This window comes from Nocardia alni, assembly GCF_019038435.1.
Taxonomy (GTDB): domain Bacteria; phylum Actinomycetota; class Actinomycetes; order Mycobacteriales; family Mycobacteriaceae; genus Nocardia; species Nocardia alni.
The window spans coordinates 1-25460 of sequence record NZ_JAGPOX010000139.1 but is presented as its reverse complement, the minus strand read 5'-3'; the positions used below and the strand labels follow the sequence as shown (position 1 = coordinate 25460).

Genomic DNA, 25460 nt, shown 5'->3' with positions numbered 1-25460 from the left:
GAGTCAGATGTGTATAAGAGCCAGGCATCTGCACCGGACCTTGGAGGCGCTGCTGCGCATCCGCGACCGGATCGGAGTCATCGCGGTTGTCCCCGAACGGTTTTGGGTCTGGGCAGCCCTCGCAGCGTTACTCCACGACGCGGGGAAGCTCCCCGTCGGGTTTCAACGCATGATCGGCAACACCGCGCAACCAGCCGCGGTGTGGGGCGAACGACACGAGGTGCTCTCGCTCGGATTCGTCGAACTGCTGCTGCGAGGGCTCCCGCCCTCCGAGCGCCTGTGGGTCGCCGCACCGGTCGCCGGGCACCATCGCGCGTTCACCGCCGAGAAGGAATTCCGGCGTACACCACTGGAGATCGACTACGGCAGTGACGAGGTCACCGATTTCGCCACGAAATTCCTGCCCGCCGACCGGTGCCAGTTCACCCACCTGTGCCGGTGGCTGCGCCGGGTCGGGCACCGCTACCAGCTCACCGACGTCGCCAACGCCGACGACGCGAGTCTGGATGACCTGATCATCGCGGCCCACAGCCTGTTCAACGAGCTACTGGACCGGTGGGAGGAATCCACGATCCACGGCGCCCCCGGCGACGGGGTGACCGCCGTGCTGCTGCTCGGCGCGGTCACCATGGCCGACCACCTGTCCTCGGCCGGCGCGATCGCCCTGGACACCGCCCATCCCCTAGCCCCCGACTATCGCGAGCAACTCGAGGCCACGCTCGCCCGACGTCAGCACAGCCTGTACTCCCACCAGCAACGGGCCGCGAAACATGTGGGGCACATCCTGTTACGGTCCCCGACCGCGAGCGGCAAAACCGAAACCTCCCTGCTGTGGGCACGCACCCAGATCACCGACCTGGCCGCCTCCGGCACGACCGCGCGCTTGTTCTACATCCTGCCCTACCTGGCCAGTATCAACGCCATGGCCGACCGATTCGCCCACGACCTGCCCGCCCCCGACGGGATCGGCGTCGCGCACTCCAAAGCCGCCTCCTACCACCTGTCCCGTGCCCTGGCCGACGGCTGCCCCACCGACGAGGACGCCTACACCGCCGCCCAGAAAGCCCGCTCCCGCGCCCACGCCACAAAACACTTCCGCGAACTGCTGCGCGTGGGCACCCCGTACCAACTTTTGCGCGGCGCGCTGGCCGGTCCCGCCCACGCGAGCATCCTGCTCGATACCGCGAACTCGGTGTTCGTGCTGGACGAGCTGCACGCCTTCGACGCCCCACGCCTGGGCATGATCCTGGCCATGATGCGCCAATGGGAAGACCTCGGAGGCCGCATCGCTGTCCTGTCAGCCACCCTGCCCACCGTCCTGGAGAACCTGGTCCGCGACACCCTGCACCACCGGGTCGAGACCATCGAACCGCCCACCACGTTTCCCTGGCCCGCACGCCACCGCATACACACCCGCACCGCCCACCTCACCGATCCCGCCTCGACCGGCGAAATCAGCGAACGGATCGCGGCCGGCGAATCGGTTCTCGTGGTAGCCAACAACGTCCGCGACGCGATCACCCTCTACGAAACGCTCGCACCCGAATGCATCGAGCGGCACGGCCCGGACTCCGCGCACCTGCTGCACGCGCGTTTCCGCCGCGGCGACCGCTCCCGCATCGAATCGAACATCATGCACCGCTTCCGCGTCGGCACACCCTGCCAACCCGGACTGCTGGTCGGCACCCAAACCGTGGAAGTGTCACTGAACATCGACCTCGACCGCTGCCACACCTCCGCCGCCGACCTGCAAGCCCTGCTCCAACGATTCGGCCGAGCCAACCGCATCGCCGCACACAAAGATCCCGTCCCGGTCGTCATCCACCAACCCCGCTGGGACATCTACCGCGGCGGAACGCACTGGGCCGACGGCGTCTACGAGAGGGTGCCGACCGAAATGGCCTGGAACATACTCCAGCAGCACAACGGCGAGATCATCGACGACCTGACAGCGACCAGCTGGCTCAACCACATTTACGACAGCCCCTGGGGGCACACGTGGAAAGAAACCGTCGAAGCCCACCAGAAGCAATTCCGAGAAGGCTTCCTGGAGTTCGCGCGTCCCTTCGACGACCGATCACACCTGGCCGCGAAGTTCGATGAACAATTCGACGGTCTCGAAGCACTCCTGGCCACCGACGAACCCCGCTACCGTCACCTGCTCGACCAAGCACCCGACCACGCCACCGGGCGCCTGCGCGCCGACGACCTCCTGATCCCCCTGCCCCACTGGGCCCGCCACGCAACCGCATACAGTCCCGACCTCGGAATCCACATCATCCCCAACAACCCCGAAGACTACGACCCGTACAAGGGCCTGCTGAGCATCCGAGGCCGCACCGACAAGGACTACCGTCCCGGGGAAATTATATGATCACCAGCCCCGACATCGGCGGGGTACACATCAAATACCTCTACCACTGTCCCCGCCAACTCTGGCTCTACATCCGCGGCCTACGCCCCGAATTCCTCAACCACCATGTCCAATTCGGCGAGGCCGTCCACGACACCTCTTGCTCCCGCGCGCACCCGGTCGACCTCGGCGCGGCCCGCCTGGACGACCTCGACGGCACACTGTGGGTCCACGAGATCAAATCCTCGGCGCACCCCACGGACGCCGATCGCGCACAAGCACTGCATTGCTGCTACCGGTTACACGAGATCGTGTTCGCATCCGCCCTACGAGGGTTCGCAACTCCTCGTCGCCTTCGATATCGCCGATCAGGCCACGGTTCGCATCCGCCCTACGAGGGCTCGCAACTAGCGGTACAGCGCGTCGTGCGGCGGCTCGTTCTGCGGGTTCGCATCCGCCCTACGAGGGCTCGCAACATCACCATGTCCTCGGACCTGATCAACACTGGCTGCGGTTCGCATGCGCCCTACGAGGGCTCGCAACTAACCGCAGCTGGTTTGTCCGTAGGTGTCGGCGTGAGCGTTCGCATCCGCCCTACGAGGGCTCGCAACAAGTCGTACAGCCGCACCGGCGCGCACAACTCCGTGTTCGCATCCGCCCTACGAGGGCTCGCAACGTCGTCTGGCGCTCGTACAGGTGCACCAGGCGCCCGGTTCGCATCCGCCCTACGAGGGCTCGCAACAGGGCTTCACGTTCGTCGGTCGCCAAAAGACCCTCCATTGTTCGCATCCGCCCTACGAGGGCTCGCAACCCGACGAGCGCCGTGGTGGGGGTGAGCATCCGCAGCCGTTCGCATCCGCCCTACGAGGGCTCGCAACGCCATCTGCAGGATGTCCGCGCCGCCGACTGCGATGGTTCGCATCCGCCCTACGAGGGCTCGCAACATATACAGGGCTGCTGAGCTGCCGCCTTCCAAGTCGTTCGCATCCGCCCTACGAGGGATCGCAACCGGCACATGGCGATGCCGGTGTGCGCTTCGCCGTCGCGGGTTCGCATCCGCCCTACGAGGGCTCGCAACTCGATGCGATACACCTGCTCGAAATACATGTGCCGTTCGCAACCGCCCTACGAGGGCTCGCAACAGCATCTTGGCGTACTCGTCCAGGATGTAGGGCAGGTTCGCATCCGCCCTACGAGGGCTCACAACGCGTCGAGTTCGGCCAGAACAGCGTCCAGCGTTTTCCGGTTCGCATTCGCCCTACGAGGGCTCGCAACATTCCCGCATCGATCGCGCCCTGGTGGAGCGTTCCCGGTTCGGTGGGAACAGGGCTGAAAGCCGCTCGGTTGGCCGTCTAGTGGCTTGTCGTGCAACATTGGCCGGGTATTCGGTACAGGTACGGATGGGTCATTCGGGGGCAAAATTGGTCTTCGGCTTGATCCGGGTGTTGTGCCAGCGGATGTAGGCACCGATGGCGGCGTTCTGCTCGTCGTAGCTGCGGTGGTCGGTGCCGTTGAGTGCGAAATGCGGTGTGGTCGCGCAGCGGTGGCACCGATATGCGACCACGGCGCTGTGAACGCGGCCGGGGTCGCTGATCCGTGCGCGGGGCCGCGCACGGATCATTTCGCTGGGGGTGCACCGCGTCGGCGCGGCGCACCCCCGGCGCGTGCAATCGCCATGCCCACGCCCGGGGTGTGGAAGGTGCGGCAAGAGCGCGGCTTTCGTAGCTATGCGTTTCTCGAGCAGGCCGAATCAGGGTACAGGAATGTGCGAACGCGGTGTTTGAGACTTGCTCAGGCATGAGCAGATCCGCCGAGGCGGGGGCGCCGGGAGACGAAACACATGGCCGAATGGGTCCCATGTGTTTCGGCCCTGGCCGACCGGGGTTGCTCAGCATCGCTCGCAGCGGAGGCGGACGAACGTGTCCACAGATTCTGGATAGTACTGATCGAGGACTTGGAAGAAGTTGCGGCGCAACAGCATTCCTTCGAGAATCGCTCCGGGCATACAACCGATGATGTGTTTGCGTAGGACGCCGTGCATGCATCGCCCGTACGGGTTGTCCTCAGATGAATCGACTCCGAAATCCACAAACACATAGCCGTCCTTGCCCGATTCCCAAGCGATCACCACCCCCTCACGCTCGGTGAGGTTGCCGTATTCGCCTATCAGGGCAACGACTTTCGATCCGATCCCCATAGCGACACTGATCTTCGGCATCCGTTCCTCCTCATTCTCTGATGTATTTGCTTGTCGACCGCATATGCTCGTCATGCTGGCCTGTGTCCTCGAGTGTTTCGGCGTGAACGGCTACCCGGTCCGCTTCCGCGAGAATGATTTCCGGGCGAATTCGCCAACCTGGCGGCCTGCTCGGGATCCCATTTCCGGGAAGTGCTGTTCGCGAGAGTGCGCGCAAAATGCGCGGCAGTGCCGGGGGGTCGTTGCAGCGCAACCACGCCCGCGCGATCCGGTCGGTAATCGACTGGTTTCGTTCGCTATGCGACTGGCGTAGATCTGCACGCATCCGGTGGAGTGTGTGAATTTCGAACGCGTCGGTGTACTCGTCGAACAATTCGATGACTACCACTATTTCGATCCTCCGTACATGAGGCAACGGGCACAGTAAGCGCACGCGTGCATCGGCGTTTCGATCATCGGGGCGACCTGTCATGCAGGTAGTTGCTGTTCGCCCACATGTGGCCGTTACGCAGTGCCGCGCCAACGGTTTTGAACTCGCCCCACACAACCAGCGCTCCGGTGGAATTCGCGAACGCGTACACGCCGAAGATCTCGCGCGGCGGGCTGCCAGCGATACCGGACTCGATCGTGGCCACGTTGTAGCGGCCACGACAGACGGCGTTCCCTCCGATAAGTTCCCATCCGTTGGCGTCCTGGGTGCCGCGCTCGATCGCGCGAGCGAATCTCTCGCCGGTCATCAGCCGCCCTCCAGAATCTCGCGGGCACGCTGCACATCGACCAACGACACATCCGGTCGTCGGTCACCGTCGTAATCCCAGACCAGAACACGTAACTGGTCACTGGTGGGGTGACGGAACACGGTGACACAGAAGCCGTCGAATTCCTTGCTCCCGATCGCGCGCAGATCGAACCGGATCACTGGTACCCCTCGCAATCGAGAACGTACGTACCGGGCAGCTCGATATGAACCACCACATATCCGGTTCCGTTGTGCGCGAGCTTGTAGCCACGCGGGCCGGGTATTGGCTAGTACATACGCCACATCGTCGCGGGTGCGGGTGTGTGATTCGTTGTACGCGTTGAAGTACTGCGCACCCGACTGGTTTTCGGCGACGTGCCGGAATTCTTTGCTGTTCTTGCGGATGGGTCGCATGATTCCTCTTTCGTGCTTGTCTGGCATGCACTGTGACAGGCGGATGATTCGCCCTAGCGCTACTTGTCAGTGGTCGGTGTCCTCGAGTGCTTCGGCGTAGGCGGCTACCCTGTCCGCTTCCGCGAGAATGATTTCCGCGCGAATTCGCCATCTGGCGGCCCGCTCGGGATCCCATTTCCGCGCAAGGCTGTTCGCGAGAGAGCGCGCGAGATGCGCGGCGGTGCCAAGTTCGTTGCAGCGCAACCACGCACGCTCGACCGGGTCGGTAGCCGACTGGTTGCGCTCGGTGCGTGCCTGACGTAAATGTGCACGCAATTCGCGGAGTGTGTGAATTTCGAACGCATCGGCGTACCGGTCGAAGAATTCGATGATTTCCACGGTTTTCACACTCCGCACTGGGGGCAACGGGCACAGTAGGCGCACACGTGCATCGATTGGCGTCCACACCAGCATGCAAGGCTGTAGCCGCACGAAGGTGTGAACTTATGACACTCGGGACATTCGTATTGCGGCATGTTCAGCTCGCCTGTCCGTGGTCGCCCAACTGTGCGACAGCGTTGTTGTAGGTGCCGGTGGCGATATGGCGGCGCATGATCGAATCGGACACGCGCACGCTGCGATGCTCGCCGTTGTCGTGGATGTAGAACACCTGGTGAACGATTCCGTTGGTACGCCACTCGATACGGCCGGTGCACTGCCGCCCGCTGGGAATTGTCTTGTACCGCCAGGATGAATGCTCCAGCAGCTCACCCCATTCATTGGTATCAGTCACATGCGGGCATGTGAATACGGTCAGACGCTCGGCCAGTCGCATAGCCTTTTCCTCTTCCTTCGGCGCATGTCGGACGACCCGTGTACCGCCCGTTTTTTTGCCCTTCCGGCGAAAGAGATTTCGGGGCGGGAGATCCGCCGGGGCGCAACCCCCGGGCCGGAAAATTTCGCATGAGCGATAGCGAGCCCGCCGTCAGGGGCGGAAATTTCCGGGACGGGGGTTGAGAACCGCCGGATTCCCGACCCACAATCGCGTGCCGGAAGGGAAAAAGAAAAAAACCTTTAGCGAAACGCCCAGCCGGTGAAACGGTCCGGCGACGCAGGAGCCGGTCGAACAGAGCGTTTTCCATCACGGTGGACCGATCAAGGGGCGCCGACAGGCAGGGGCCTGTCCGAGTGGTTGCGCATGAAGAGTCGAAAGCCCGGAACATGCGCGCACTTGCGCACTGGCACTTGGATATACGGGCGGTCAGCGGATGTATGCACACGCCTATGACTTCGTAATCCACTGTGATTCAGGTGAAATCGTCGCCGAGTTCAGCCCACCGGTTGTACCGAACTGCTCAGGTAGCCGACAGGGCCGGATGGCGTAATAGTTTACGTCATGTGTAGAGCGGTATAAATGTGATGGAACTCGAGTTGAGCGCTGCTCTGCGACATCACGGTCGTCAGTGTGAAGGTGCTCACCGAGAGAGTCGTGAATCATCGGCATCCAGAACCAATTCCGGTTGCTGACCGGCGGAAGCCGCCGAGATTGCCTGCTCGTTCCCGAATTTCGAATCGTGTCGGTGTCTCGTGTAAGAATCCCAGGCTGTTACACCCGATCTACGAAAGAGTTTTCGTGCCAGAACGCAAGAGCAACAAACCGCTGTCCCAGTCCGTGACATGCCCCGAGTGTGGGGCGAACCTCGCTGAGGCGTTCATCAGGAAGCTGGCAGCACCCCAGGTAGAGCAGGTCCGGCTGGAACTCGAACACAAACTCGACCAGCAGGTCGACGTGCGCGCCGCCGAGATGCTGGCGACCCTGAACGCGAAACTCGAGCAGCAGGAACATCTTCGGAAGCAAGCCGCCGCCGATCATGAACAGCAGATTGGCGTTAAAGTTGCTGAACTCGCGGAGAAAGACGAGAAGCTCAAACAAGCCTACGAAGCGGAGGCGGATCTGCGGGATCAGAAGCGTCGCCTCGAAGACGATCGAGCTGAATGGGATCTCCAGATAGCCCGGCTCCGCGACGAGATCACCGGCCAGGAACGGGCACGATCCACCCAACAGATCGAGCACAGGATCAAGCTCGAACACGACCGGATCGAGCAGCAGTATCTCGATCGGATCGAACAACTCGAAAGCTATACCAAACATCAGGACGAGCAGCTCGCAGCATCCGCGGAGCAGCGGACCGAGCTCGAGCAGGCATTGACTGCACGAGCCGAGGCCGAGGCAGCGAAAAAGGTTGCTGCCCTGGAGAAACAGCTCAAAGACAAGCAGAAGGAAGAACGCGAGCGTGCGGCCGAATTCAACCGTCGGCTCGAGGGCAAAGACGCCGAGATCGCCGAGCAGAAAGCAGAACTGGAGACGCAAGTCACCGCGAAGCACGCTGAAGAGATGGCGCGGCTGCGTCTCGAGCTGAAACAACAGAAGCAGGCTCAGCAATTCTCGAAGGACGCCTGGGACGATCAGCTCCAGGAGAGGGACGCTGAGATCGCCGAGCAGAGGAAGCAGTTGCAGCAGATGCAGACCGCTGAACGAGAGATACGCACCGAACGCCGCAAGCTTCAAGACGCCCAGGACAACTGGGAAGTAGAACAAGCACGGATGCGCGATCGGATCGTCCTCGAGGAACGAGAACTCGCACACAAGAACGCCGAGATCCAGTACAAGGCCAAGATCGAGGCCATGCAGCAGCACGAGCAAGGGCTTCGCGACCAGCTCGAGGCGGCGCACCGCAAAGCCTCCACCGGGACACGCCCCCAGCAGGAAGGAGTAGCGCGCCAGGAGCTGTTCGCCGACGAACTGCGCAACAGGTGGCCCGGGGACGACATCCGCGTCATCAAACAGGGCCAGAAGGGCGCAGACGTGATTCAGACCGTGCGAGACGGCAGGCTCGACTGCGGCACCATCGTGTGGGAGTGCAAGTGGACCCAGGGATTCCAGCACAAATGGGTCGCCAAGCTCACCGAGGACGCCAAAGCCCACGGCGCCAAGATCGCCGTACTGGTCAGCGCGGTACTGCCCCGCGACATCGACGGATCCGGTTTCGTGGACCGAACCCTGGTCTGCGACTTCACCACCGCTGTGCACATCGTCGAACCCTGCCGCCGGCTGGTCATCGCCAGCAAACGCCACGAACTGGCCAACAGCGCCCGCGGAACGGCGGAGCTGGTGTACGACTACGTCACCACCGGCGGATTCGCCGCCTGCCTCCACAAGATCATCACATCGGTCCAGGCCGGGATGCGCAACATGGAACTATTCGACAACTACATGACCCGATTCATGGCGAACTGGAACAAGGCCCAACAAGACATCATCGACAGCATCTACACGATGGTCGGGGAAATCGAAGCGGCCGGAACCGAACTACCCGCCCCACTGCACACCGAACTGCCCACCGGCGAACGACTGGCACTACTACCGCCAGAGGACGCAGCAGAAGAATCCGACGACCCCGACCAGCACGACACAGCAGCATGAACACGGTAGCCCTTGCCGCGCCGGCAGTCCGGCGCTCAGTGGTAGCTCTGCCTACCGGGTGAACAAGCAGCCACGGCACAGGACGTGTCCACCAAAGACACGGTGGGCAGGAACGGCCACCGGCCGGACATCCGCGACAGGAACACGGAACCCGACCGGTAGCCGTTTACCCAGGAAGGTTTACCCAGCAGCCGCCTCGCCGGACAAAGCGTGGGTCAAGATGTCGGCACGCTCGTCACGCACGGCGGTCAACGCGGCGATCTCGGCACGCAGACCCGTCACGGTCGACTTGTAGGCGTCGATCGCGCAAGCCAGCCGCTCCTGGGCATCGTCGAACATCGCCCCTGCGGCACGCACGTCGGTCATCAACTCGTGAGCCAGCACACCGAACAGATCGCCCAGAGTGCGCTTGGCGGCATCGGTCAAGCCGACCGCCGGGAACGACACCCGCGGATGCCCAGTGATGCCGAGCACGGTGATCGGGGCTGTGTTTCCCAAGCGGTGCAACCGGACGTGACAGAACGACGGTGGAACCACGCGGCCGTTGACCATGAGCGGGTCCGGGCACGGCAGCGGTTCACCGGCGCCCTCAGGCAGATACGGCGGAGACATCGCCACCCGCAGCCACGGCGTCCCCGCAACCTCTTGCGAACTACGCTCAGGCTCGACCGCGGCGACCACCGACGCCGTGACCATCCCGTGGACCCGTGCGTGCCGCGTGGGGCGCAGGCTGTAGGTGAAGCAGCTCTCGACCTCGGAGACGAGTGCGTAGTCGGGCAAATGCATGATCGGTGTCCCTTCCGGAGCGAGCGGACCGTGCCGGTCCGCCGGGGGTGGAGTGCCTTGTCGGCGGGACAGATCACTGCGGTCGCACAGCCGGGAACGCACACCCAGCGCGACCAAAAATTCCGGACGAGCACCAGCGAGCTAGCCCTTGGGGCCGGAAATTTCGGGCAAGCGGGTTGCGGAACCGGCGAAGACCGCAAGACTCGGGCACGCAGACAAGGACACGCCACCCCAACGGCAGAACCGCGCTCAGACCACCTCGACCGGGCTGGACAAGCTATGCAGCAGACCGCCGTCCGCATGGTCCGGGGGTAGCGTCGCTACGCCGCACGTCGGGGTCCTAGAGAACGATGCGTACGTCGACCGGCTCGGGATCGAAACGGCGGACATCCGGTTGGGCCGCGGGGCTTGATGACGATCGTTCGCCTACCGGGGTGACCAGCTGCCGAAGCAGGACACGGCGCGCTTTCGTCGTTGCGTAGTCCCACCTGGCGGACCACTCGGCGATTCGCGGTCCGCTCCACGTCTTCGGCTGCCACCAAATCGATCACCCGTAGGGGTGTTCGTCTCTACAGTCACGCGGCCTGAACCCTGGCCCGCAAGAGGTTCGTCATCGCGAACGGCTATCACTTTGGCATGCTCCACGGCGCTGAGAAAGACTTCAACCTGGGTCCATTATGGGTCCACCATGAACGGGAACTATCGGATTTCAATGAGAAACGATGGGTTTGCTGAAAAGAAGAACTAAAAGGTAATAGCACATATTGATAGTTAGCTGACATTTCCACCCGGATCGGCAGGTTTCTGGTTCGAGTCCAGATGGGGGAGCGCAAAAAGACCCTCTGACGTGCGAGAGCATATCAGAGGGTCTTCGTGTGTTCGGGCCAACTGTGCGGTGTGCACACAGTGTGATCACGAGCGTGTTCGCGTCGCTCCTAGTGCCTGCATACGCCGCGATATGGCGACAGCAGTTCGCATCGCTCGGAGAGACTGTCGATCCTGCTTGGTCGGGGCGGCGAGACTGTTGAGTCCACGCCGGCCCGGATCGCGTCGGCGATGAGCTGCGACGGGTCCTCGGTCTTGGCTCGATCCCGGAATGTCTGCATCGGGTCGAGGCAGTCCACCACGGTCCACATAGTCGGGTTCGCATATGGGCATGAAATCGGTGTGGGTTCATTCGTTCCTCAGAACGATCGTGAGCGCCTTATGACGCTCGTCACATCGAATCATATTGCAGCGCTACATAAGTCGCTTACGGTGTCTGTTAGGGCCTGGTCATCGTGCTCGGAGCACAATTGCGGCGGCTGCATCCGCTGCTGCGGCGGCGACGTCGGGATATACCAAGGTGTAGGTGTTCGAGGTCGTGGTGATGTTGGCGTGGCCCAGTGTTTCCTGAACCGCTTTCATGTCGACCTTGGCTGCGAGCATGAGCGACGCGGCTCCGTGTCGGAGGTCATGCAGCCGGATCGGTGGGAGGTCGGCGTCGGTGTACAGGCGCGCGAACTCGTCGGATATCCAGTGGATGGAACGCCGATCCGTCCTCGCGGGCGAACATCTTTCCCGAATCGACCCACGCACCGCCCCATGAGAGCTTGTCTTTCTTCTGTGCCAGGCGGTGAGCCTTCAGAACAGCAACACCGTCTTTACCCAACGGGATGATGCGCCCGCCTGCATCGGACTTGGGCGTGTCCTCGATGACCGTGCCGTCCACGGTGATTCGCTGACGCTCGATGGTCGCGGTCGGGATCTCAGCGTCCAATGCGAGGTCATGACATTCCAGCCCGCACGCCTCACCACGGCGCAACCCGCGATGACTCACAGCACACCGGAGATTCGTGACGCGCTCGGGTACAACGTCGCCGCAGGCGGGGTTAGGTGCGTACGGGCTGTGCATCGGTATTTAAGTCGCTAGGCGCTCCGCAGCTTCGAGGAGCATTCGGACTCGCTCAGCAATGAAATCATCGAACTCGTCGTTAAACAGGGACTGCGGTACAATTGCTCGATCGAGAATCGTGTCAATTTTATCCGACGGCATTTTTCCCCTATAGTGGCTGGGCGCAACACCACCGAGTATCTTGTTGTCTGCGGCTGATATTATCGCGAAGTTTGCAAGCGCATTCGTCTCCTTGGTGCCGATACCCTTTGTCTTGGTAAATGCGCGCGGCATGAGATGGTGAAACTCGTTCCGATTGTAGGCTTGAAGAACCGCTGATAATGAAATATTTTTTCCCGAAACAAAGCTGACCGGGTTAGCTTGAATCAGCATTGCGATAAAGGTTCGAGTATTTACTGATGTGACGTTGAAGGGACTCATGAAGAAGTCTTTATCAATCGCTCCACCGATTATGTCCAGGCTGCTTGGTCGCCCTTCGCGGAGTGCTGCCGCCTCAACAATGTCTTTGTTCATATTTCGCACCACAGCAGCGCTATATCTACGGGTGAATGCGGTTCGCCAGAACCATCGTACAAGTTTCGAGCGATCGCCGTCCAGCATTCCACCTTTTCCTGTGGAGAAATATACCGCCAATGGAACCAAGCATGCAGGGTATGGCAGGTTTGCGAGTCGCTCGACATGGATCTCGCTGCGGAGGAAATCGATTGCACCCATGATGCCGGTAGATATTTCGGAGAATTTGTCTCGAACATCTGAGCCACGGAGTGCGATGAAGGCGCCTGGAGATGCGTCCGCTGCGACTATCGCTGAACAGCACCTCAGGAGAAGGTTGTTATCTTCACCGATGTCTGCAAATCCGAACGGACGAAGTTCTTCGGACAGAGCGGAAAACTTCTCTTGCAGGTCAAAGTCCTCGCTCCATGTCCATGCTGTAAGGAGCTGAAATACGTCTAGCTCCACCCCCAAGCGATTGACTCTTTCGAATACAATTGCTACTTTAGACCGATCATCCGTCACAATTTCTTGCGTCGGAATGTCGGCTTCCTTGAACACAGCCTGAACCGAGTCGATCAACCGGGCCTGTTCGTCGCTCAGTATCTTTGTTGCATCTCTAAAAGCGGTAACATCAAAGAAGGTCGAAATCGGAAAGTAGCGCTGCGCATCAAAATCGTGTGGTCCGAGTGCTACGAACTGGCTTTCTTGCACATTTTCCGCTGCGTGCATATCAAAAAATATCTGCGCCCATGAGTCGTCGCCCACGGGGGTCAGTTCTGTCTGAAATACGCCGAAGATGGAAGTTAAGCGTTGCTGGCCATCAAGTACGTACTCAATGGGGAAATCTACCTTCGCCTCTGGCAATTTGAAGGGCCCAAGGTTGCGTTCCGAGCTCAATCTCTCCTTGGTTCTCCAGAGGATCACCGCCCCAAATGGGTAGTTCTTGTATATGGAATCCATCAGGTAGGCGACGTGCTCGGCATCCCACACGAAACCACGCTGAAATGCCGGTATTCGGATTGCTCCGTCCGTGACTCTTGAGATCAGCTTTCGTATAGAGAGCTCGGCCATCGGTGCGTCCTCCCAGGTTCGGTTGCTGACAAGGCTAGCCTGTCAGTCAGACACATCGTCTAGAAGCGATCGAAGTCGTCGTCGTGCTCAGCTGTGCCGAGTCGATACAGCAGTAAGCGAGCGAACACGGTTGACCATGTGTATGCGGATGTCAGGCCGCGTCTGATCACTGATCAGACGAGCGGTGCTCGGCTGCACGTCGGAACCTATGTGCGTGGGTCGTGATCAGACCGCAACTCGTCCATCGCTGCGGCGATCATGGTCCGCGCATCCTGGCCGTGAACGGCTAGATCCTTGAGTCGGTGAAATGCCTTGTCGTACAACGCTATCTCGCTCGGTTGTGTAATTGTCAGCGCAGCGGAGATGGTCTCGACCTGCACCATGCGGGTGTCGAACATGATGAAGTTGTTCACCGGGGTTCGGTAGTCGGCCGTTGTCGGCATGATGCCCAGCACGACGCGCGGCAGAGACATCGCCGTGAGCAACCGGTCCATCTGTTCGAGCATCGTGTCTGGGTCGCCAACGGGGGTGTGGAGAACCTGTTCGGCGATGATGAAGTAGAAGCGGTGGTTACCCCGGTATAGGACTTGCTGACGTTCGAGGCGCGCGGCAAGACTGGGTTCCAGGTCTCCCGGCGGGTCATCGTAGAAGTCGAGCACCATCCGAAGGATCGCTTCGGCATAGGGCGGGGTCTGCAACAGACCCGGAACGACCATGGGTTCGTACCATCGCATGAGGCTGGTCTTGGCTTCGGTCGCAATCGAGTGTTTCTGCCTGTGCGGCAATCGCATTCGCTTCTGCTCAAGATACGCCGTCTCGACGTTGCGCAGGTTGGCGATGAGGTCGGGTACTTGATCACCGCTGTTGGTGTGGATACACCAGACGCGGACGTCGTCATCGGTCGGCGTTTGCCTGCCGTACTCGATCTTCGAGACCTTGGAACTGTGCCAACCGGCAAGCTCGGAAAGTTGCCTACCGGTCAGCCCAGCATCCTTGCGGAGATTACGCAGGCGCTCACCGAACGCCTCGCGGGCCTCTTTCGCGGTAGTGGTCACGCCTTGATGTATTCCCCGTGAGGGACGGCCTTGTCCCACACCAGATTCCACACGCTGTGGGCGTGTTCGACTATCACCGAGTCTTGCGTAAACGCCCCGCCCACGAACTGGCCGGACGGCGCGAAGACAGTGAACGCCACGAGGTTGTCATCGAACAGCCAGAAGTCATCGGTGGTCAGCTCGGAGGGGTCGACGAGGTGCCGAGCAAGATAGCGGACCTCCTCACCTGCTGCGATGTTCTGATGTGCGACTTCGAGTGACCAGCGGGTGTAGTCCGTGTGCGGCTCAGTGACGACGCGGGCACGGCGCATCTGCTTTCCGCTCGACGTGATCGCGTGAACGTCGTCGGCCCAGCTCTTGAACCATTCGTAGTCGTCGGGCTCTCCGGCGAGGAACTTACGGAACGGTTCTGACTCTTCGGGTGTCGAGTAGGTGTCGAGCACTTCGAGGTGATACGCAGAGCGCTCGAACTTGTGGAAGAACTCGTCGAACGCTTCACCTTGTAAGAGCTGCATCGCCCCTGATCTCCTGTCCTACCCGGAACCTCGACGCAGGTCTCGTGGCCCGGTATATCCATCTGCGACAACACTTCCGCGTCTGTGACCGGTGAGCCGGTCAGCGAGAACGTCCCGTGCCCGTGTCCTGAAGTAGCACGCCCAGGCACGTTCCCGGCTCAAGGAACGCGAGTAGCGGGTGTGGGATCTCGATCAGGTCGGGCTAACCTGGCACTCGCCAACCCTGCACCACGTAGGTGCCATGATCGGTGAGATACAGACTCGGGCAGCCGTTTCTATTCGTGTTCTTGCCGAGGAACCGTAACTTCATGAGTTCTGTCCTTCGTGAGGAGTTGCGCGCATTTTCTTGCACACAACGATCGTCGATGACCGCGAGCAACTGGTCAACAAAAATCATCTCTGCTCGCAAACTGTAGCAAACGTGTTCAGATTTTCGCGCTCAGGTTCTTAGGTTCGACTGCAATGGGTCGGGTGAGGTGTCCACGTCCTTCACCCGGCCCAGAGCCAATCGGTTTACCGAAAGGGCTTGGCGTGCAAGACGATCAGTGCCACGTACGCATCGTGTTCGGACATCTCGTGTTCGACTACTGCGCAGCGAGGCAAGCAGCGATTCTGTACGCGAAGGATGTCGGGGAATGGCTCGGCGTCCCCGTGGTGGTAGACGATGACGTCCGCGCCGACATGCCGCATCTGCCTTGCGAGTCGTTATGGTCGTGACCGTCCTCAGCGTCGCCGTCGTCGCATCGTTCGCGCTCGGGTACATGCTGGGTCGCCGTCGCTCCACACCGCGCCCGCCTGGACGGCACAGCGTCGCGTACTTCGAAATGGCCTCCGCGACAACGATTGAGCTACCCGTCGTCACTGATCGCGCGAAACAACGTCGAGCACGACCGGTAGGCGGCCCTGAGTCGTCTCCAGAGCGACTAGCACGTGCCCACTCTGGTCGTATGGTCGCGAACGTCAGGCGCTCAGCGGGCCTCTGAGGGCAGAATAGTTGTCGGTGGTCGTCGCTATGATGTTGCCCAGCCGATATAAGGAGTCAGCATGGCCGTCAGGCCGGGCAGTCACGTGTGGGAGCGCACCGACAATGATGGATGGTGCGATATCGAATACGGTTCGTCGAGCGACGGAATCTATCGAGACGTCGGGCGGGGTCACGAGGTTTTGAGCATTATGGAGACCGATCTTGAACAGGGCGCGGGATTCTGGATTGAAGAAGGCGAGCAGAAATTCCAAGTCGAGCACGTCATCTGCGACCCCGACAATCTCGACAAACCTATCCGCGTCATCTCGCACGAGCGCCCGCCGTTCGGTGAGTGGCGCATCGTCGGGTAGCACCTCCACCACAAAGCCCCGACCGTAGTCAGGGCTGAGAGGTTCGCTGGACGCTACTCGGCGGCGGGTGTGGGTTCCTTGACAGGCTTCGCAGCGTCGGCCTTTTTCGCAGCCTTCGTGGCCTCACGATCCTTGGCCCACTTGGCGAAGCGGGTCTTCATCGGGCCGACGTCTACCAGGCTTGTGGTGCCGGGTCGCGCTACAGCTTCACGGCCAAGAGTCCTCCGACGCACGCAGGAACACGCGCAGCGTCTTCGGGTCGGTGTCGAGCGCTTCGGCGATCTGCTTGGTGGTCAGCTTCTCGGCGAGCTTCGCGGTTGTCTTCTTCGCGGCGGGCGTGGTCATCGTGGTCTCCTTCGTCGGTGCCGCCTCGGTGGCGTGCGACAGCAACGTAAGGACCGGTCAGGTGTGGTGTCAGGCGCGCGCAACGGATGCATGGGAAGTTGTGACCTTCGCGCCTCACGAGGGCAGGCGATCATGCGTGCAGTGTGATCACACACGTTCGCGTACACGCTTGTACGGGACCGGATGACGCTAGGCGGGAAACGTGGCCTTACCTGGGTTTTATCGCTACAGAGACATACGCAGGTTTCTGGTTCGAGTCCAGATGGGGGAGCACAAGCACGCAGGTCAGGTCGTGTATCGAAAGAAGCCCAGTCCTGTTGGACTGGGCTTTCCTCATGAGTATGCCAAGAAACCAGGCCTCAAGTTTCGTCAGCTGGCCGTGCCCAGGCCCAGTTCCAGGACCGCCGACGAATCCGGCGCCTGCTCGGGGGCGCCGAATACGTCACCGCGGCGCAGCGCGATCGGCCCGTGATGCAGTCGGCCCGCAATCACGGGAATCCGGCTGTGCTGTAACAGCGTTCGAGAATCCTCGCGGTGAGGGCGACTCCGGTGCCCGCATCGCTCGCCTGCGCGGCGTGGCCGAGTACGGCGTTGCGAACCGGCCGAATCGTCGAGTGCCGGCGTCACGGAAGTCAGGTTCGTATGACGAGTCCGGAGAAGATCTTCTTGTCGCTGGTCCAGTCTTGGGCCTGGCGCAGGCGGGTTGCCCAGTCCGCGGCAGCGGCGAGGTAGACCGGCTGAGCGCTTGCTCGGTGTTCGCGCACGCATGCCTCGACGAATTTGATCGCGTGCGGATCTCCCGTCTCGAGGCAGCGATCGAGGACTTCCGAGATCGTCGGGCCGTCCGCGGCGGGATCGCGGTGATCGAGGGGCGATTGCGCGCTGAACGCGGCCATCCAGCCGGCCACGGCTTGCCAGATGTAGCCGAACGCGGTGCGCTGGAGCTGCTCGGATATATGCGGCAGCATCATGCGGAGCGCGGAGGGCCCGGTGACGGTGTGCAGCATCACCAGGGGGTGGCGCTCGGCATTGGCGAGGTAGAGCCGTGCGGCGGTCTCGGTCAGGGCGGTGATCGCCGCGGGGATCGAGTCGGGCGCGGCCACCGCCGCAACGGCTGCGGGGAAGCTGGGCAGCGTGCCGAGTACCCCTAAGACCTCCCGTGGCAGCACTCCCTGTGAGTCGTACCCCTTGGCCCGTGGGATCCGGTCCAGCGCCTGCTCGATACCGAGGTCACCGACCAGGACCGGTTCTCCCGGCAGTTTCTGGTAATAGGCCGCCCAAAACCCCAGTGCCAGACCGAGTTCCTCGAGCCGCAGTGGTGTCGGGGCGTCGCCGAGAGCCCGGATCGCGTGTGCGGTACGGATAAAGCCGTGAGTGCCCGCCGCCATGAGGCCGGGCAGGAGTCGAGGCAGCCACCGCTCGAGCACCGACTCCCAGGGGTGGTCGGCGAGTTCATTGCCGAAGAACGCAGCCCAGTCGGCGATCGCATCCATTCTGCCGAGTGCTTCCGGCCAGCTGTGGTCGGTGATCCGCAGTGTGGAGCCGGGCATGGGGACGAGCGTGGTGCGGTAGCGGTCGACCCATCGCAGGACCTGCTCGCCCTCGCAACCGAGCGCGACCAGTGCCTCGGCTGCCATCGGGCCGTGGTTGGGAACTCCGTTGGCGTGCTCGGGACTGGCGCCGCGCATCCGCTCCAGAGTCTCGTCGAGGGTGGAACTCATGACCTTCGTCCTCCTGGGATCGTGCTGGGTTTGTCTTCACAAGGGTGTCCTCGCGGCAATTAGAAGTCCAAGGTCTAATGAGTCTTCCGACTATGCTCATTGGTTATGGAGCTGCATCAATTGGCCTACCTGGTGGCTGTGGTCGAAGAGGGCAGCTTCACCCAGGCCGCCGCCCGTATGCGGGTGGCGCAGCCGGGTATCAGCCGCCAGATCCGTCGGCTGGAGCACGAACTGGGAGAATCGCTGCTGGACCGCTCCGGTCCCCGGATCCGGCTGACTTCGGCCGGCGATGCCTTCCTGCCGCACGCCCGCAGCGCACTGGGTGCGGTGTCGGCCGGACGACACTCCATCGCCGAGCTGCGGGGGCTTCTCACCGGCCGAGTCGCACTCGGTGTCACGGCGAACCTGCCGGTCATCGACCTGCCCGAACTGCTCGCCGAGTTCCAGCGGCGCCACGCCGCCATCCGGATCAGCCTGACCGAGACCAGCGCCGACCCGCTCATCGAGCACATCCGGGCCGGCGAACTGGATCTCGGCCTGGCCGGACTGGCCGGCGAACCCCCACCGGATCTGGACAGCCGGCTGCTGGCTACGCTGCCGCTGGTCATCGCCACCGCCCGCGACGATCCGCTGGCCCACCACGCCGGCGGGCCGCTGAATCTGATCGACGGCCGACCCCTGATCAGCCTGCCGCATGGCTCGACCTTGCGGGAACTGCTCGAAGCAGGCTGCCGGCACGCCGGCATTCGTCCGAACATCAGCTACGAGACCAGCAGTCTGCAACTACTCCTGGACCTCACCGCGCACGGCGTGGGCATCACGGTAGCCCCGGCCTGGGCCGTACACGCTCACCCGGACCGGCTGCACACCATCACGCTCAGCACCCCCGTACTCGAAGCTCGGGCGTACCTGCTGTGGAAGAACAGCAGCGCAACCAGCCCGGCCGCCCGAGCATTTCTCGACACCGCCCTGCGCCAACTCACCACCAACCGCTGAGATTCATGGCGGGTCCTGAGCATCAGTCCGGCCGACCTTTCGCGTGCTGCCAGTATCAACGTTTGCTGTGCCGCCAGGTTGCGCGGTCGCTCATCAGTCGGGCGCCCCGAGTTCGGTGCCCACGCGTGAGGTCCCGTCCAGTGCCTTACAGATCGAGGACGCGCGTCGGCGACCGCCACGCAGGACCGTGATCATTACTCGTGCTGTGTCGGGTCGGTCCGCCAGCGTTGTTCGTAGTGTTCCCAGGTGGGCGGGTATCCCGGCAGTGGCGCCGCGTCGGTGGCGTAGAGGCCGTCGATAGCTGTGGCGAGCAAACGCTGGTGGAGGTTGCGGCCGTCCTGGTCGTCGCCGATCGGGACGTTCTGCTGAATTGCGTCCGGTGATCGGGCAGCGGTTCCCCTGGAACGTGCTGCCGACGCCCACGCAGCCATCCAAGCGCGAGCCACCGTCGGCAAGACACTGCTGGTTGCCGCCAGCAAACATTGAATGTCATGACGAGGGCTGTGTGAGGCGAGTGGTCAGGAAGGCCAGGATTTCGTCACGCGCTTCGAGTGTGGGGTGGCCGGTTGTGTCGACGAGGTGTGCGGTGACGACGCTGTGTGGGGTCTCGACCACCTGGGCGAAGAACGGGGGTGGAGTCGGGTTCGCATGCTTGTCGTCCAGGACACGGCCGTCGAATCGATCGCCGAGCAGGTTCCGATAAGCAGCGAATCGAGCTGCGCCACACCATTTGTCACCTTCGAAGCGGTAGCCCAATGCTCGCAGGTCATCGCGTTCGAACCGGCCGGCGATCGCCGTGGCGTCCGCAGGGGAGATTTCGAGTGCACCGGGGTTGTCCAACGGTAGTGATGGATGGTTGACGACCGAGGCGATGACGGACGGCTCCAGGGCCATCGTCAATGCGAAATTCCCGGTCAAGCACAGACCGATCGCTCCCACTCCCGAACCTCCGCATTCCTGATGTGCGATACGGGCGAGCCCGCGAAGCCAGCTCACGACAGGGCTGGTCCCACCACCGGCCAGCACGCGGAATTCGGCGCTGACGCAGACACGGTTGTAGATCTCCCTGCCGAGTTCGAGGGTCGGGTAAGCCCCGTCGATCCCGAAGAGCGACGGCATGTAGACAGTGAATCCGGCGTCGCGGATCCAGCGACCGAATCGCGCGACGTCCGGACTGATGCCCGGCAGTTCCGGCATCAGCACTACAGCCGGACCGGACCCGGCAACGTGCACGATCTTGGTGATCGAGTCGACCGTGATTCCTCGGGGCGTGAAGTCTTCCAGAGTGTCGTTGTGCTCCATGACAAGGACGGTAGGTCTCCGAGGCGTTCGGTCAGATAGGCTGTATCGCCATGTATGAGGGTGATCCAGCCACCGGGTCGGGCGGTGCACCGTGACCGGGTTGCGAGTGGGGGTCCTCGCGTATCCCGGGTGCTTCGGTTCGCAGATCTACTCGGTCCCCGACCTGCTCACGATCTCCGCACACGTTGCCCCAGAGGCACAACCGCCCGAGATCGTCGTGATGTCACCGCGACGGCACGTCCTGGCAGCCGGCGGACTCCGGGTCGCGGTATCACCCCTGCGCGAGGTCGATGTCCTGGTTGTTCCTGGTTTCGAAACGGATCCCGCCCCAGCGTTCACCAGCATCCTGTCGCAGTTGGCTCCGGAGATCGCGGCGATCCGAGAGCACCGCGCACGAGGAGCGAAGGTGGTCTCGATCTGCGTGGGAGCGTTTCTGCTGGCCGAAGCCGGGCTGCTCACCGGTCGTGAGGCGACCACGTCGTGGCTCTACGCGCATCACCTGGCGGAGGCGTACCCGGACATCAATGTCGTGGCCGAGCGCACCGTGGTCATCGATGCGGGTGTGATCACCACGGCCGCATTCGGTGCGATGTACGACCTCGCACTCACACTGGTGCGCGAACACCACGGGCCCCGGGTCGCTCGCGCTACGGCGAGAGTGACGCTGCTCGACGACACCCGGACCCGGCAAACGCCCTATGTCGATCCAGCGCTCCTCCCCATCGGCAACCGTGATCAACTCTCCAGTCAGGTCACGCGACACCTCGACCGAAACCTCGACCAGCGCTACGACCTCAACTCACTGGCCGCGGTCGCCGGAGTCAGCCCCCGCACACTGCTGCGTCGCTTCACCAGCGAAACGCAGCAGACCCCCTTGGAATACCTTCAGCGAGCCAGGGTTCGACGGGCCGGCTTGCTCTTGGAAGAGACCGACCACACGGTCGCACGGATCAGTCACCTCGTCGGGTATCAAGATGCGGCAACCTTCGCCAAACTCTTCCGACGACACACCGGCTGCACACCTGGGGAGTACAGAACCGCCTTCAAGCGGACCAATATGCCCCCGCCTCGCCACGCACCGAGCGAACTGTACTAGTGCACCAACATTCTCGGTCCCAGTAATTGAAAAGCGCTTCGCCGATTGTCACCGGCTTCCAGTGTCGACACTGGGCCGACCGCCGTATCCGTGGGTGGAACTCTCCATCCTGGGCAGGCATGATCGCCCCAAGCCCCACCCGGCGAACCCTTCTGGCTGCGCGATCTCGCACGAATCGCATCCTGCGGGTTGGCAGGGAGCGCGCAGCCGGGCATTATCGTGACGAGTCCCGGCGGCTCAGCCGATGCGGCTGAGCACCGCGGCGGCGGTTGTGCTCTCACCGATGCGCGGGAAGATCTTCTCGATGCTGTGACGATGCGCGGCCTCGTCGAAGTCGGTCATGACGTCGGTGATGAAGACCATGTTGTAGCCGAGGTTCCAGCCGCTACGCGCCGCGGACTCCACGCCGATGCTCGTCATCAGGCCCGTGACGTAGATCTGCGTCACGCCGTGCTGGCGCAGGTCGTAATCGAGCGACGTTCCGATGAACGGGTCCCACATCGGCTTGGCGAAAACCAGGTCGCCGGGCTGCGGCGTGAGCTCGGGAACGATGTCGTCGAAGTCGTCCGGGGTGTTCGGTGACATCGTGTAGCCCTTGTCGATACGCCCGCCGAGATTCTCGCCCCTCTTCAGCCGCGCGATGCCGTGGGCGTTGGGCACCTTGGCGTACGCCACGGGCCAGTCGCGGGCACGGAAGGCGGTGGCGAGTTCGGCCGTACGTGCGATGACGTCGGGCAACGGCACGACGAGTTCAGCCGGCAAGCCGCGCCCCAGCTCGTACTGGTTGAGCTTCTGCTGGTCGAAAATGATCAATGCGGCGACCTCGTCGACGACGGTAAGAGTCATCGTCTTCTCCTCCTCAGTGGGTTTTGTCCGTACCGGATCGAGCCTAAAATGGACAACTTGGGTTGTCAACCTAAGTTGGTAACTTAAGCTGTCAAGCTGCATTGAAGATCTTTCCGCGACCTTCTACGCTCGAACTATGGACAAAGCCCCGAACATCGACGACTGGGCGGACGACCTGTACGACGGCGTCAGCCTGCTGGCGCGTCGCCTGCACCAGGCTCCGGGCGTCGCAGGGCTTTCACTGCCTGAACGCTCGGCACTGGCCCGGCTCGAGCGGGGCGGGCCGAGCACCACGGCGGAACTCGCACGCGCGGAGCAGATCACCCCGCAGGCCATGGCGAACACGCTCGGGGCTCTGGAGGCGCGCGGTCTTGTCTCACGCCGGCCCCATCCTGACTATCGCCGACGCGTCACCGTCTCGGTAACCACGGAGGGGATCGAGACGCTTCGACGCAAGCGCGATGCCCGCGGCCAGCAACTCGCCGCGGCTCTCGCGAAGGACTTCACCGCCGAAGAACTGACCGCCCTGTTCGTAGCGGCGCCGTTGATAAGACGGCTGGCCGAGAAGCTCTGAGCGGCAGCAGCGGCGCACGCCTTGGCCCTAGCCCGATTGCGGACGTGCGGCCGGCCACGGTCTGTCGAATCACGCCAACTTCCAAACAATTCGCCGGGGAGTGGCAGCCGATGCGGGCATGGATCCGATTGCGGCGGCGGCAGGTTCGGCAGCGGTTGCCAGCGCCACATCGGCCTCGCCCGGGTGCCGTCCCGTCTGGCGGCCGCGACCGTCGGGGGCCGAGCGGGTGGTGCGGGCGGGGTGGGTAGTGGTGTTATCGACGGATGGCTGAGATCAACTTTCGGCGGGCTACGGCTGCGGATCTACCGCAGATCGTGGCCATGCTTGCCGACGACGCGTTGGGGCGGGCGCGTGAGTCCGTGGCGTAGCTGGGGCCGTACGAGGCGGCGTTCCGGGATATCGACGGGGATGAGCGGCAGGTGCTGCTGGTGGCCGAGCAGGAAGGACGGGTGGTCGGGACGGCACAGCTGAGCTTTCTGCCGGGGCTGTCGCGGCGGGGGGCGATGCGCGGGCAGATCGAGGCTGTGCGGGTGGACAGCGGGGTGCGTGGAGGTGGGCTGGGTACTCGGCTGATCGAGGAGTGTGTTCGGCTGGCTCGTGAACGTGGTTGCGTCATCGTGCAATTGACCTCGGATGCGAGCCGCACCGAGGCACATCGCTTCTATGAGCGACTCGGATTCGAGGCGACCCACGTCGGCTTCAAGCGGACACTGGCTTAGCGCTCCAGCATTACTCGTCATCCCGGCGCGCTGGTGACCAGAATTCATACGGATCGGCGCCGTTGGACCCTGGCAAAAAGCGTGCCTGCAGTCGCGTATCAGCGAAAAGTCCTGCTCGCGCAGGCGAGTTCGGCCGATGCCACCGGGGCCGCGCGCTATTGGCCTGCGTCGAGGCGGTATTCGGTGACCGGGGTGGTCAGGTTCGTGCCGTTGACATCCAGGTACAGCAGGCGCTCGGTGATCGACAGCGTGAGGGTGTTGCGGCGCTCCAGCGCGGACGCGGCGGCATCGATGACGTTGCGATCGATGCTGTAGAGCGGGATCTGCTCGACGCGGTGGATGCGTTTGCCCGTCAGCGGGGCCAGGACCTTTGCCGGGTCGCGGTGTGTGTAGATCGCGACGTGATCGGCCAGTTTGGCGGCGCGGTGCACACGCTCGGCGTCGGGTGCGCCGACGTCGATCCAGGTGGTGAGGCGGCCCGTGGCATCGCGCACCAGCACTGCCGGCTCCTCGGCGGACGACACACCGCCGTCGCTGAAGGCGATGCCGTCGGTGTATTCGAGGCAGTAAGCCAGCAACCGGGTCACCATGTACTCGGCGGTCTCGGACGGATGCCGCGCCACCCGTAACTCCAGGTCCTGATACACCCCGCGATCCACGTCGGCCAGCTGGACGGCGAAGGTGTAGAGCGTTGCACTGAGAGCCACGGGTGCAGGAGTCTAGCCCACGGTCTCGGCCGCTCTCTCCCCTACGACCCCGGCTCGATCGGCGCGGATCACAAAATCAGCATCTCCTCGAGAAGGGAATAGCACAGATCCCAGGGAGCATCCGACTGCGTGGGCCACGGGAATCCGCCACTGCGGAACACCCAGTTCAGATATGACACGAACGGCATAGTGGTCTCGTCGCCGACGAAAAGCCCGGCGACACAGTTGGCGCAATTCATGCCACACCCGCGCCCGCTGCCCGTCTCGATATCGATCCAGCCAGCTGGGTGATGATGTCTTGCTCATGGGCGCGAATCCTGATCTTTCCCTGGTGCGCCGGCGTTCCGGGTCGACTCGTTCAGGTGAGTTCAGTTGCCCACGGCGGATTCGGTTGTCGGCGAGGTCGGAGTTGTTACCGGTGTTGTTGTCGCACTCGAGGTTTGGGACTGGTCGCGGGTGGTCGGCAGTACGGAGACGGACTTTGCCGCGGTGGCGGTGGTCGACGGCGCCGAGGCCGGGGTGCCTGCGCCTGCCGCGACCGGTTTCACTGCTGTCGGGTCGCTGGGCGCGTTCGTGGTCGTGTCCGTCGACTGGTTTGCCGATGCCGGGTGTGCCGCAGACGGATTCGTCGATGTCGAGGTCGGGGCGGCCGCGGCGTGGGTCGCTGTTGTCGGGGTGGTTGGGGACGTTGTCGTTGTGGATGCCGAGCCTTCGGTGGTGGTTGTCGTCGGGCTCGTTGTGGTGGTGGTTGGGGACGTTGTCGTCGTAGTGGGGGGCGTTGTGGTCGTGGTCGGAGACGTCGTCGTTGTGGTCGGAGACGTTGTTGTGGTCGTGGGG

The 25460-nt window shown here is 62.8% G+C and carries 29 protein-coding genes, 1 pseudogene and 1 CRISPR repeat array; of the genes and pseudogenes, 9 read left to right on the top strand and 21 right to left on the bottom strand.

The window, feature by feature from the left end; all coding sequences use genetic code 11:
• On the top strand, positions 1-2374 hold a 2374-nt coding region (gene cas3 / locus JZ791_RS35735), incomplete at its 5' end, for a CRISPR-associated helicase Cas3' (RefSeq protein ID WP_216900994.1).
• A pseudogene (locus JZ791_RS46915) lies at positions 2371-2598 on the top strand (Dna2/Cas4 domain-containing protein); the annotation flags it as partial. The gene cas3 and the pseudogene JZ791_RS46915, both read left to right, overlap by 4 nt.
• Positions 2599-2666: 68 nt before the next feature.
• A CRISPR array of direct repeats spans positions 2667-3628; the repeat unit is 30 nt; unit sequence GTTCGCATCCGCCCTACGAGGGCTCGCAAC.
• Positions 3629-3758: 130 nt separating this feature from the next.
• Here JZ791_RS46915 and JZ791_RS45560 read toward each other — a convergent pair.
• From JZ791_RS45560 to JZ791_RS35695, 7 genes are all read right to left on the bottom strand, one after another.
• Complete coding sequence (locus JZ791_RS45560; RefSeq protein ID WP_254206885.1) at positions 3759-3974, bottom strand: hypothetical protein; 216 nt, start codon at positions 3972-3974, stop codon at positions 3759-3761.
• A 267-nt stretch (positions 3975-4241) separates the two neighbouring features.
• A complete protein-coding gene (locus JZ791_RS35720; protein WP_216900990.1) occupies positions 4242-4571 on the bottom strand; it encodes a hypothetical protein in 330 nt (109 codons plus the stop codon).
• A gap of 10 nt (positions 4572-4581) precedes the next feature.
• Entirely contained in the window at positions 4582-4938 is a 357-nt protein-coding gene (locus JZ791_RS35715; protein WP_216900988.1) for a hypothetical protein, read from the bottom strand.
• Between the two features lie 64 nt (positions 4939-5002).
• Entirely contained in the window at positions 5003-5287 is a 285-nt protein-coding gene (locus tag JZ791_RS35710; RefSeq protein ID WP_216900987.1) for a hypothetical protein, read from the bottom strand.
• Complete coding sequence (locus tag JZ791_RS35705; RefSeq protein WP_216900986.1) at positions 5287-5469, bottom strand: hypothetical protein; 183 nt, start codon at positions 5467-5469, stop codon at positions 5287-5289. The genes JZ791_RS35710 and JZ791_RS35705 overlap by 1 nt, the downstream gene beginning before the upstream one ends.
• 300 nt (positions 5470-5769) lie before the next feature.
• Positions 5770-6081, bottom strand: a complete 312-nt coding sequence (locus JZ791_RS35700; RefSeq protein ID WP_216900985.1) for a hypothetical protein — start codon at positions 6079-6081, stop codon at positions 5770-5772.
• Positions 6082-6220: 139 nt separating this feature from the next.
• Positions 6221-6475 (bottom strand): hypothetical protein, encoded by a 255-nt coding sequence (locus JZ791_RS35695; RefSeq protein WP_216900984.1) that lies wholly within the window; start codon positions 6473-6475, stop codon positions 6221-6223.
• 672 nt (positions 6476-7147) lie between these two features.
• Between JZ791_RS35695 and JZ791_RS46685 the strand changes: the two genes are divergently transcribed.
• A complete protein-coding gene (locus JZ791_RS46685) occupies positions 7148-9166 on the top strand; it encodes a DUF2130 domain-containing protein (protein ID WP_308163283.1) in 2019 nt (672 codons plus the stop codon).
• 180 nt (positions 9167-9346) lie between these two features.
• On the opposite strand, the gene JZ791_RS35685 is transcribed toward JZ791_RS46685, so the two are convergent.
• The 6 genes from JZ791_RS35685 to JZ791_RS35665 all read right to left on the bottom strand — a co-directional run bounded on the left by JZ791_RS35685 (position 9347) and on the right by JZ791_RS35665 (position 14982).
• Positions 9347-9952 (bottom strand): hypothetical protein, encoded by a 606-nt coding sequence (locus JZ791_RS35685; RefSeq protein WP_216900983.1) that lies wholly within the window; start codon positions 9950-9952, stop codon positions 9347-9349.
• 1275 nt (positions 9953-11227) lie between these two features.
• On the bottom strand, positions 11228-11413 hold the full coding sequence (locus JZ791_RS45555; RefSeq protein WP_254206890.1) for a tyrosine-type recombinase/integrase: 186 nt from the start codon (positions 11411-11413) through the stop codon (positions 11228-11230).
• Positions 11406-11663, bottom strand: a complete 258-nt coding sequence (locus JZ791_RS45550) for a hypothetical protein (protein ID WP_254206892.1) — start codon at positions 11661-11663, stop codon at positions 11406-11408. The genes JZ791_RS45555 and JZ791_RS45550 overlap by 8 nt, the downstream gene beginning before the upstream one ends.
• Positions 11664-11852: 189 nt before the next feature.
• Positions 11853-13412: a GmrSD restriction endonuclease domain-containing protein gene (locus JZ791_RS35675; protein ID WP_216900980.1), complete on the bottom strand. Its 1560-nt coding sequence runs from the start codon at positions 13410-13412 to the stop codon at positions 11853-11855.
• Between the two features lie 206 nt (positions 13413-13618).
• Positions 13619-14467 carry a helix-turn-helix domain-containing protein gene (locus JZ791_RS35670; protein WP_216900978.1) on the bottom strand — a complete coding sequence of 283 codons (849 nt, stop codon included), beginning with the start codon at positions 14465-14467 and terminating at the stop codon, positions 13619-13621.
• Positions 14464-14982: a DUF6879 family protein gene (locus JZ791_RS35665; RefSeq protein ID WP_216900976.1), complete on the bottom strand. Its 519-nt coding sequence runs from the start codon at positions 14980-14982 to the stop codon at positions 14464-14466. The genes JZ791_RS35670 and JZ791_RS35665 overlap by 4 nt, the downstream gene beginning before the upstream one ends.
• A gap of 1044 nt (positions 14983-16026) precedes the next feature.
• Between JZ791_RS35665 and JZ791_RS35660 the strand changes: the two genes are divergently transcribed.
• On the top strand, positions 16027-16317 hold the full coding sequence (locus tag JZ791_RS35660; RefSeq protein WP_216900974.1) for a hypothetical protein: 291 nt from the start codon (positions 16027-16029) through the stop codon (positions 16315-16317).
• A 207-nt stretch (positions 16318-16524) separates the two neighbouring features.
• Here JZ791_RS35660 and JZ791_RS35655 read toward each other — a convergent pair whose 3' ends face one another.
• The 3 genes from JZ791_RS35655 to JZ791_RS35650 all read right to left on the bottom strand — a co-directional run bounded on the left by JZ791_RS35655 (position 16525) and on the right by JZ791_RS35650 (position 18383).
• On the bottom strand, positions 16525-16662 hold the full coding sequence (locus JZ791_RS35655; protein ID WP_216900972.1) for a hypothetical protein: 138 nt from the start codon (positions 16660-16662) through the stop codon (positions 16525-16527).
• Between the two features lie 369 nt (positions 16663-17031).
• A complete protein-coding gene (locus tag JZ791_RS46210; RefSeq protein ID WP_256462023.1) occupies positions 17032-17154 on the bottom strand; it encodes a hypothetical protein in 123 nt (40 codons plus the stop codon).
• 140 nt (positions 17155-17294) lie between these two features.
• Positions 17295-18383, bottom strand: a complete 1089-nt coding sequence (locus JZ791_RS35650) for a questin oxidase family protein (protein ID WP_216900970.1) — start codon at positions 18381-18383, stop codon at positions 17295-17297.
• A 105-nt stretch (positions 18384-18488) separates the two neighbouring features.
• Here JZ791_RS35650 and JZ791_RS35645 point away from each other — a divergent pair, with 105 nt between their 5' ends.
• On the top strand, positions 18489-19379 hold the full coding sequence (locus JZ791_RS35645) for a LysR family transcriptional regulator (RefSeq protein WP_216900968.1): 891 nt from the start codon (positions 18489-18491) through the stop codon (positions 19377-19379).
• A gap of 194 nt (positions 19380-19573) precedes the next feature.
• Here the strand turns inward: JZ791_RS35645 and JZ791_RS35640 are convergent, their stop codons facing one another.
• A complete protein-coding gene (locus JZ791_RS35640) occupies positions 19574-19810 on the bottom strand; it encodes a hypothetical protein (RefSeq protein WP_216900967.1) in 237 nt (78 codons plus the stop codon).
• A 58-nt stretch (positions 19811-19868) separates the two neighbouring features.
• Positions 19869-20681 carry a dienelactone hydrolase family protein gene (locus JZ791_RS35635; protein ID WP_216900965.1) on the bottom strand — a complete coding sequence of 271 codons (813 nt, stop codon included), beginning with the start codon at positions 20679-20681 and terminating at the stop codon, positions 19869-19871.
• Positions 20682-20772: 91 nt separating this feature from the next.
• Between JZ791_RS35635 and JZ791_RS35630 the strand changes: the two genes are divergently transcribed.
• Positions 20773-21777 (top strand): GlxA family transcriptional regulator, encoded by a 1005-nt coding sequence (locus JZ791_RS35630; RefSeq protein ID WP_216900963.1) that lies wholly within the window; start codon positions 20773-20775, stop codon positions 21775-21777.
• Between the two features lie 237 nt (positions 21778-22014).
• Here the strand turns inward: JZ791_RS35630 and JZ791_RS35625 are convergent, their stop codons facing one another.
• Positions 22015-22623 (bottom strand): cysteine hydrolase family protein, encoded by a 609-nt coding sequence (locus tag JZ791_RS35625; protein ID WP_216900961.1) that lies wholly within the window; start codon positions 22621-22623, stop codon positions 22015-22017.
• A gap of 136 nt (positions 22624-22759) precedes the next feature.
• Between JZ791_RS35625 and JZ791_RS35620 the strand changes: the two genes are divergently transcribed.
• Both JZ791_RS35620 and JZ791_RS45545 read left to right on the top strand, forming a co-directional pair.
• Positions 22760-23197, top strand: a complete 438-nt coding sequence (locus tag JZ791_RS35620; protein WP_216900959.1) for a MarR family winged helix-turn-helix transcriptional regulator — start codon at positions 22760-22762, stop codon at positions 23195-23197.
• Between the two features lie 368 nt (positions 23198-23565).
• Positions 23566-23916 (top strand): GNAT family N-acetyltransferase, encoded by a 351-nt coding sequence (locus JZ791_RS45545; protein ID WP_256462025.1) that lies wholly within the window; start codon positions 23566-23568, stop codon positions 23914-23916.
• A gap of 155 nt (positions 23917-24071) precedes the next feature.
• Here JZ791_RS45545 and JZ791_RS35610 read toward each other — a convergent pair whose 3' ends face one another.
• Together JZ791_RS35610 and JZ791_RS35605 are read right to left on the bottom strand one after the other, a co-directional pair.
• Positions 24072-24623 carry a YaeQ family protein gene (locus tag JZ791_RS35610; RefSeq protein ID WP_216900957.1) on the bottom strand — a complete coding sequence of 184 codons (552 nt, stop codon included), beginning with the start codon at positions 24621-24623 and terminating at the stop codon, positions 24072-24074.
• A gap of 68 nt (positions 24624-24691) precedes the next feature.
• Positions 24692-24862 (bottom strand): hypothetical protein, encoded by a 171-nt coding sequence (locus JZ791_RS35605; RefSeq protein ID WP_216900955.1) that lies wholly within the window; start codon positions 24860-24862, stop codon positions 24692-24694.
• A gap of 133 nt (positions 24863-24995) precedes the next feature.
• Here JZ791_RS35605 and JZ791_RS35600 point away from each other — a divergent pair.
• Positions 24996-25460, top strand: a 465-nt coding sequence (locus JZ791_RS35600; RefSeq protein ID WP_216900953.1) for a hypothetical protein, incomplete at its 3' end; no start/stop codon positions are given.

What these genes read in the sequence shown, in the direction of transcription:
- JZ791_RS35605 (WP_216900955.1), bottom strand. Translation starts at nt 24,862, where the DNA reads ATGAATTGCGCCAACTGTGTCGCCGGGCTTTTCGTCGGCGACGAGACC.
- JZ791_RS35665 (WP_216900976.1), bottom strand. Translation starts at nt 14,982, where the DNA reads ATGCAGCTCTTACAAGGTGAAGCGTTCGACGAGTTCTTCCACAAGTTC.
- JZ791_RS35640 (WP_216900967.1), bottom strand. Translation starts at nt 19,810, where the DNA reads ATGGCTGCGTGGGCGTCGGCAGCACGTTCCAGGGGAACCGCTGCCCGA.
- JZ791_RS35625 (WP_216900961.1), bottom strand. Translation starts at nt 22,623, where the DNA reads ATGACTCTTACCGTCGTCGACGAGGTCGCCGCATTGATCATTTTCGAC.
- JZ791_RS35685 (WP_216900983.1), bottom strand. Translation starts at nt 9,952, where the DNA reads ATGCATTTGCCCGACTACGCACTCGTCTCCGAGGTCGAGAGCTGCTTC.
- JZ791_RS35650 (WP_216900970.1), bottom strand. Translation starts at nt 18,383, where the DNA reads ATGAGTTCCACCCTCGACGAGACTCTGGAGCGGATGCGCGGCGCCAGT.
- JZ791_RS35660 (WP_216900974.1), top strand. Translation starts at nt 16,027, where the DNA reads ATGGCCGTCAGGCCGGGCAGTCACGTGTGGGAGCGCACCGACAATGAT.
- JZ791_RS35635 (WP_216900965.1), bottom strand. Translation starts at nt 20,681, where the DNA reads ATGGAGCACAACGACACTCTGGAAGACTTCACGCCCCGAGGAATCACG.
- JZ791_RS35645 (WP_216900968.1), top strand. Translation starts at nt 18,489, where the DNA reads ATGGAGCTGCATCAATTGGCCTACCTGGTGGCTGTGGTCGAAGAGGGC.
- JZ791_RS35720 (WP_216900990.1), bottom strand. Translation starts at nt 4,571, where the DNA reads ATGCCGAAGATCAGTGTCGCTATGGGGATCGGATCGAAAGTCGTTGCC.
- JZ791_RS35710 (WP_216900987.1), bottom strand. Translation starts at nt 5,287, where the DNA reads ATGACCGGCGAGAGATTCGCTCGCGCGATCGAGCGCGGCACCCAGGAC.
- JZ791_RS35620 (WP_216900959.1), top strand. Translation starts at nt 22,760, where the DNA reads ATGGACAAAGCCCCGAACATCGACGACTGGGCGGACGACCTGTACGAC.
- JZ791_RS35655 (WP_216900972.1), bottom strand. Translation starts at nt 16,662, where the DNA reads ATGACCACGCCCGCCGCGAAGAAGACAACCGCGAAGCTCGCCGAGAAG.
- JZ791_RS35675 (WP_216900980.1), bottom strand. Translation starts at nt 13,412, where the DNA reads ATGGCCGAGCTCTCTATACGAAAGCTGATCTCAAGAGTCACGGACGGA.
- JZ791_RS45560 (WP_254206885.1), bottom strand. Translation starts at nt 3,974, where the DNA reads ATGATCCGTGCGCGGCCCCGCGCACGGATCAGCGACCCCGGCCGCGTT.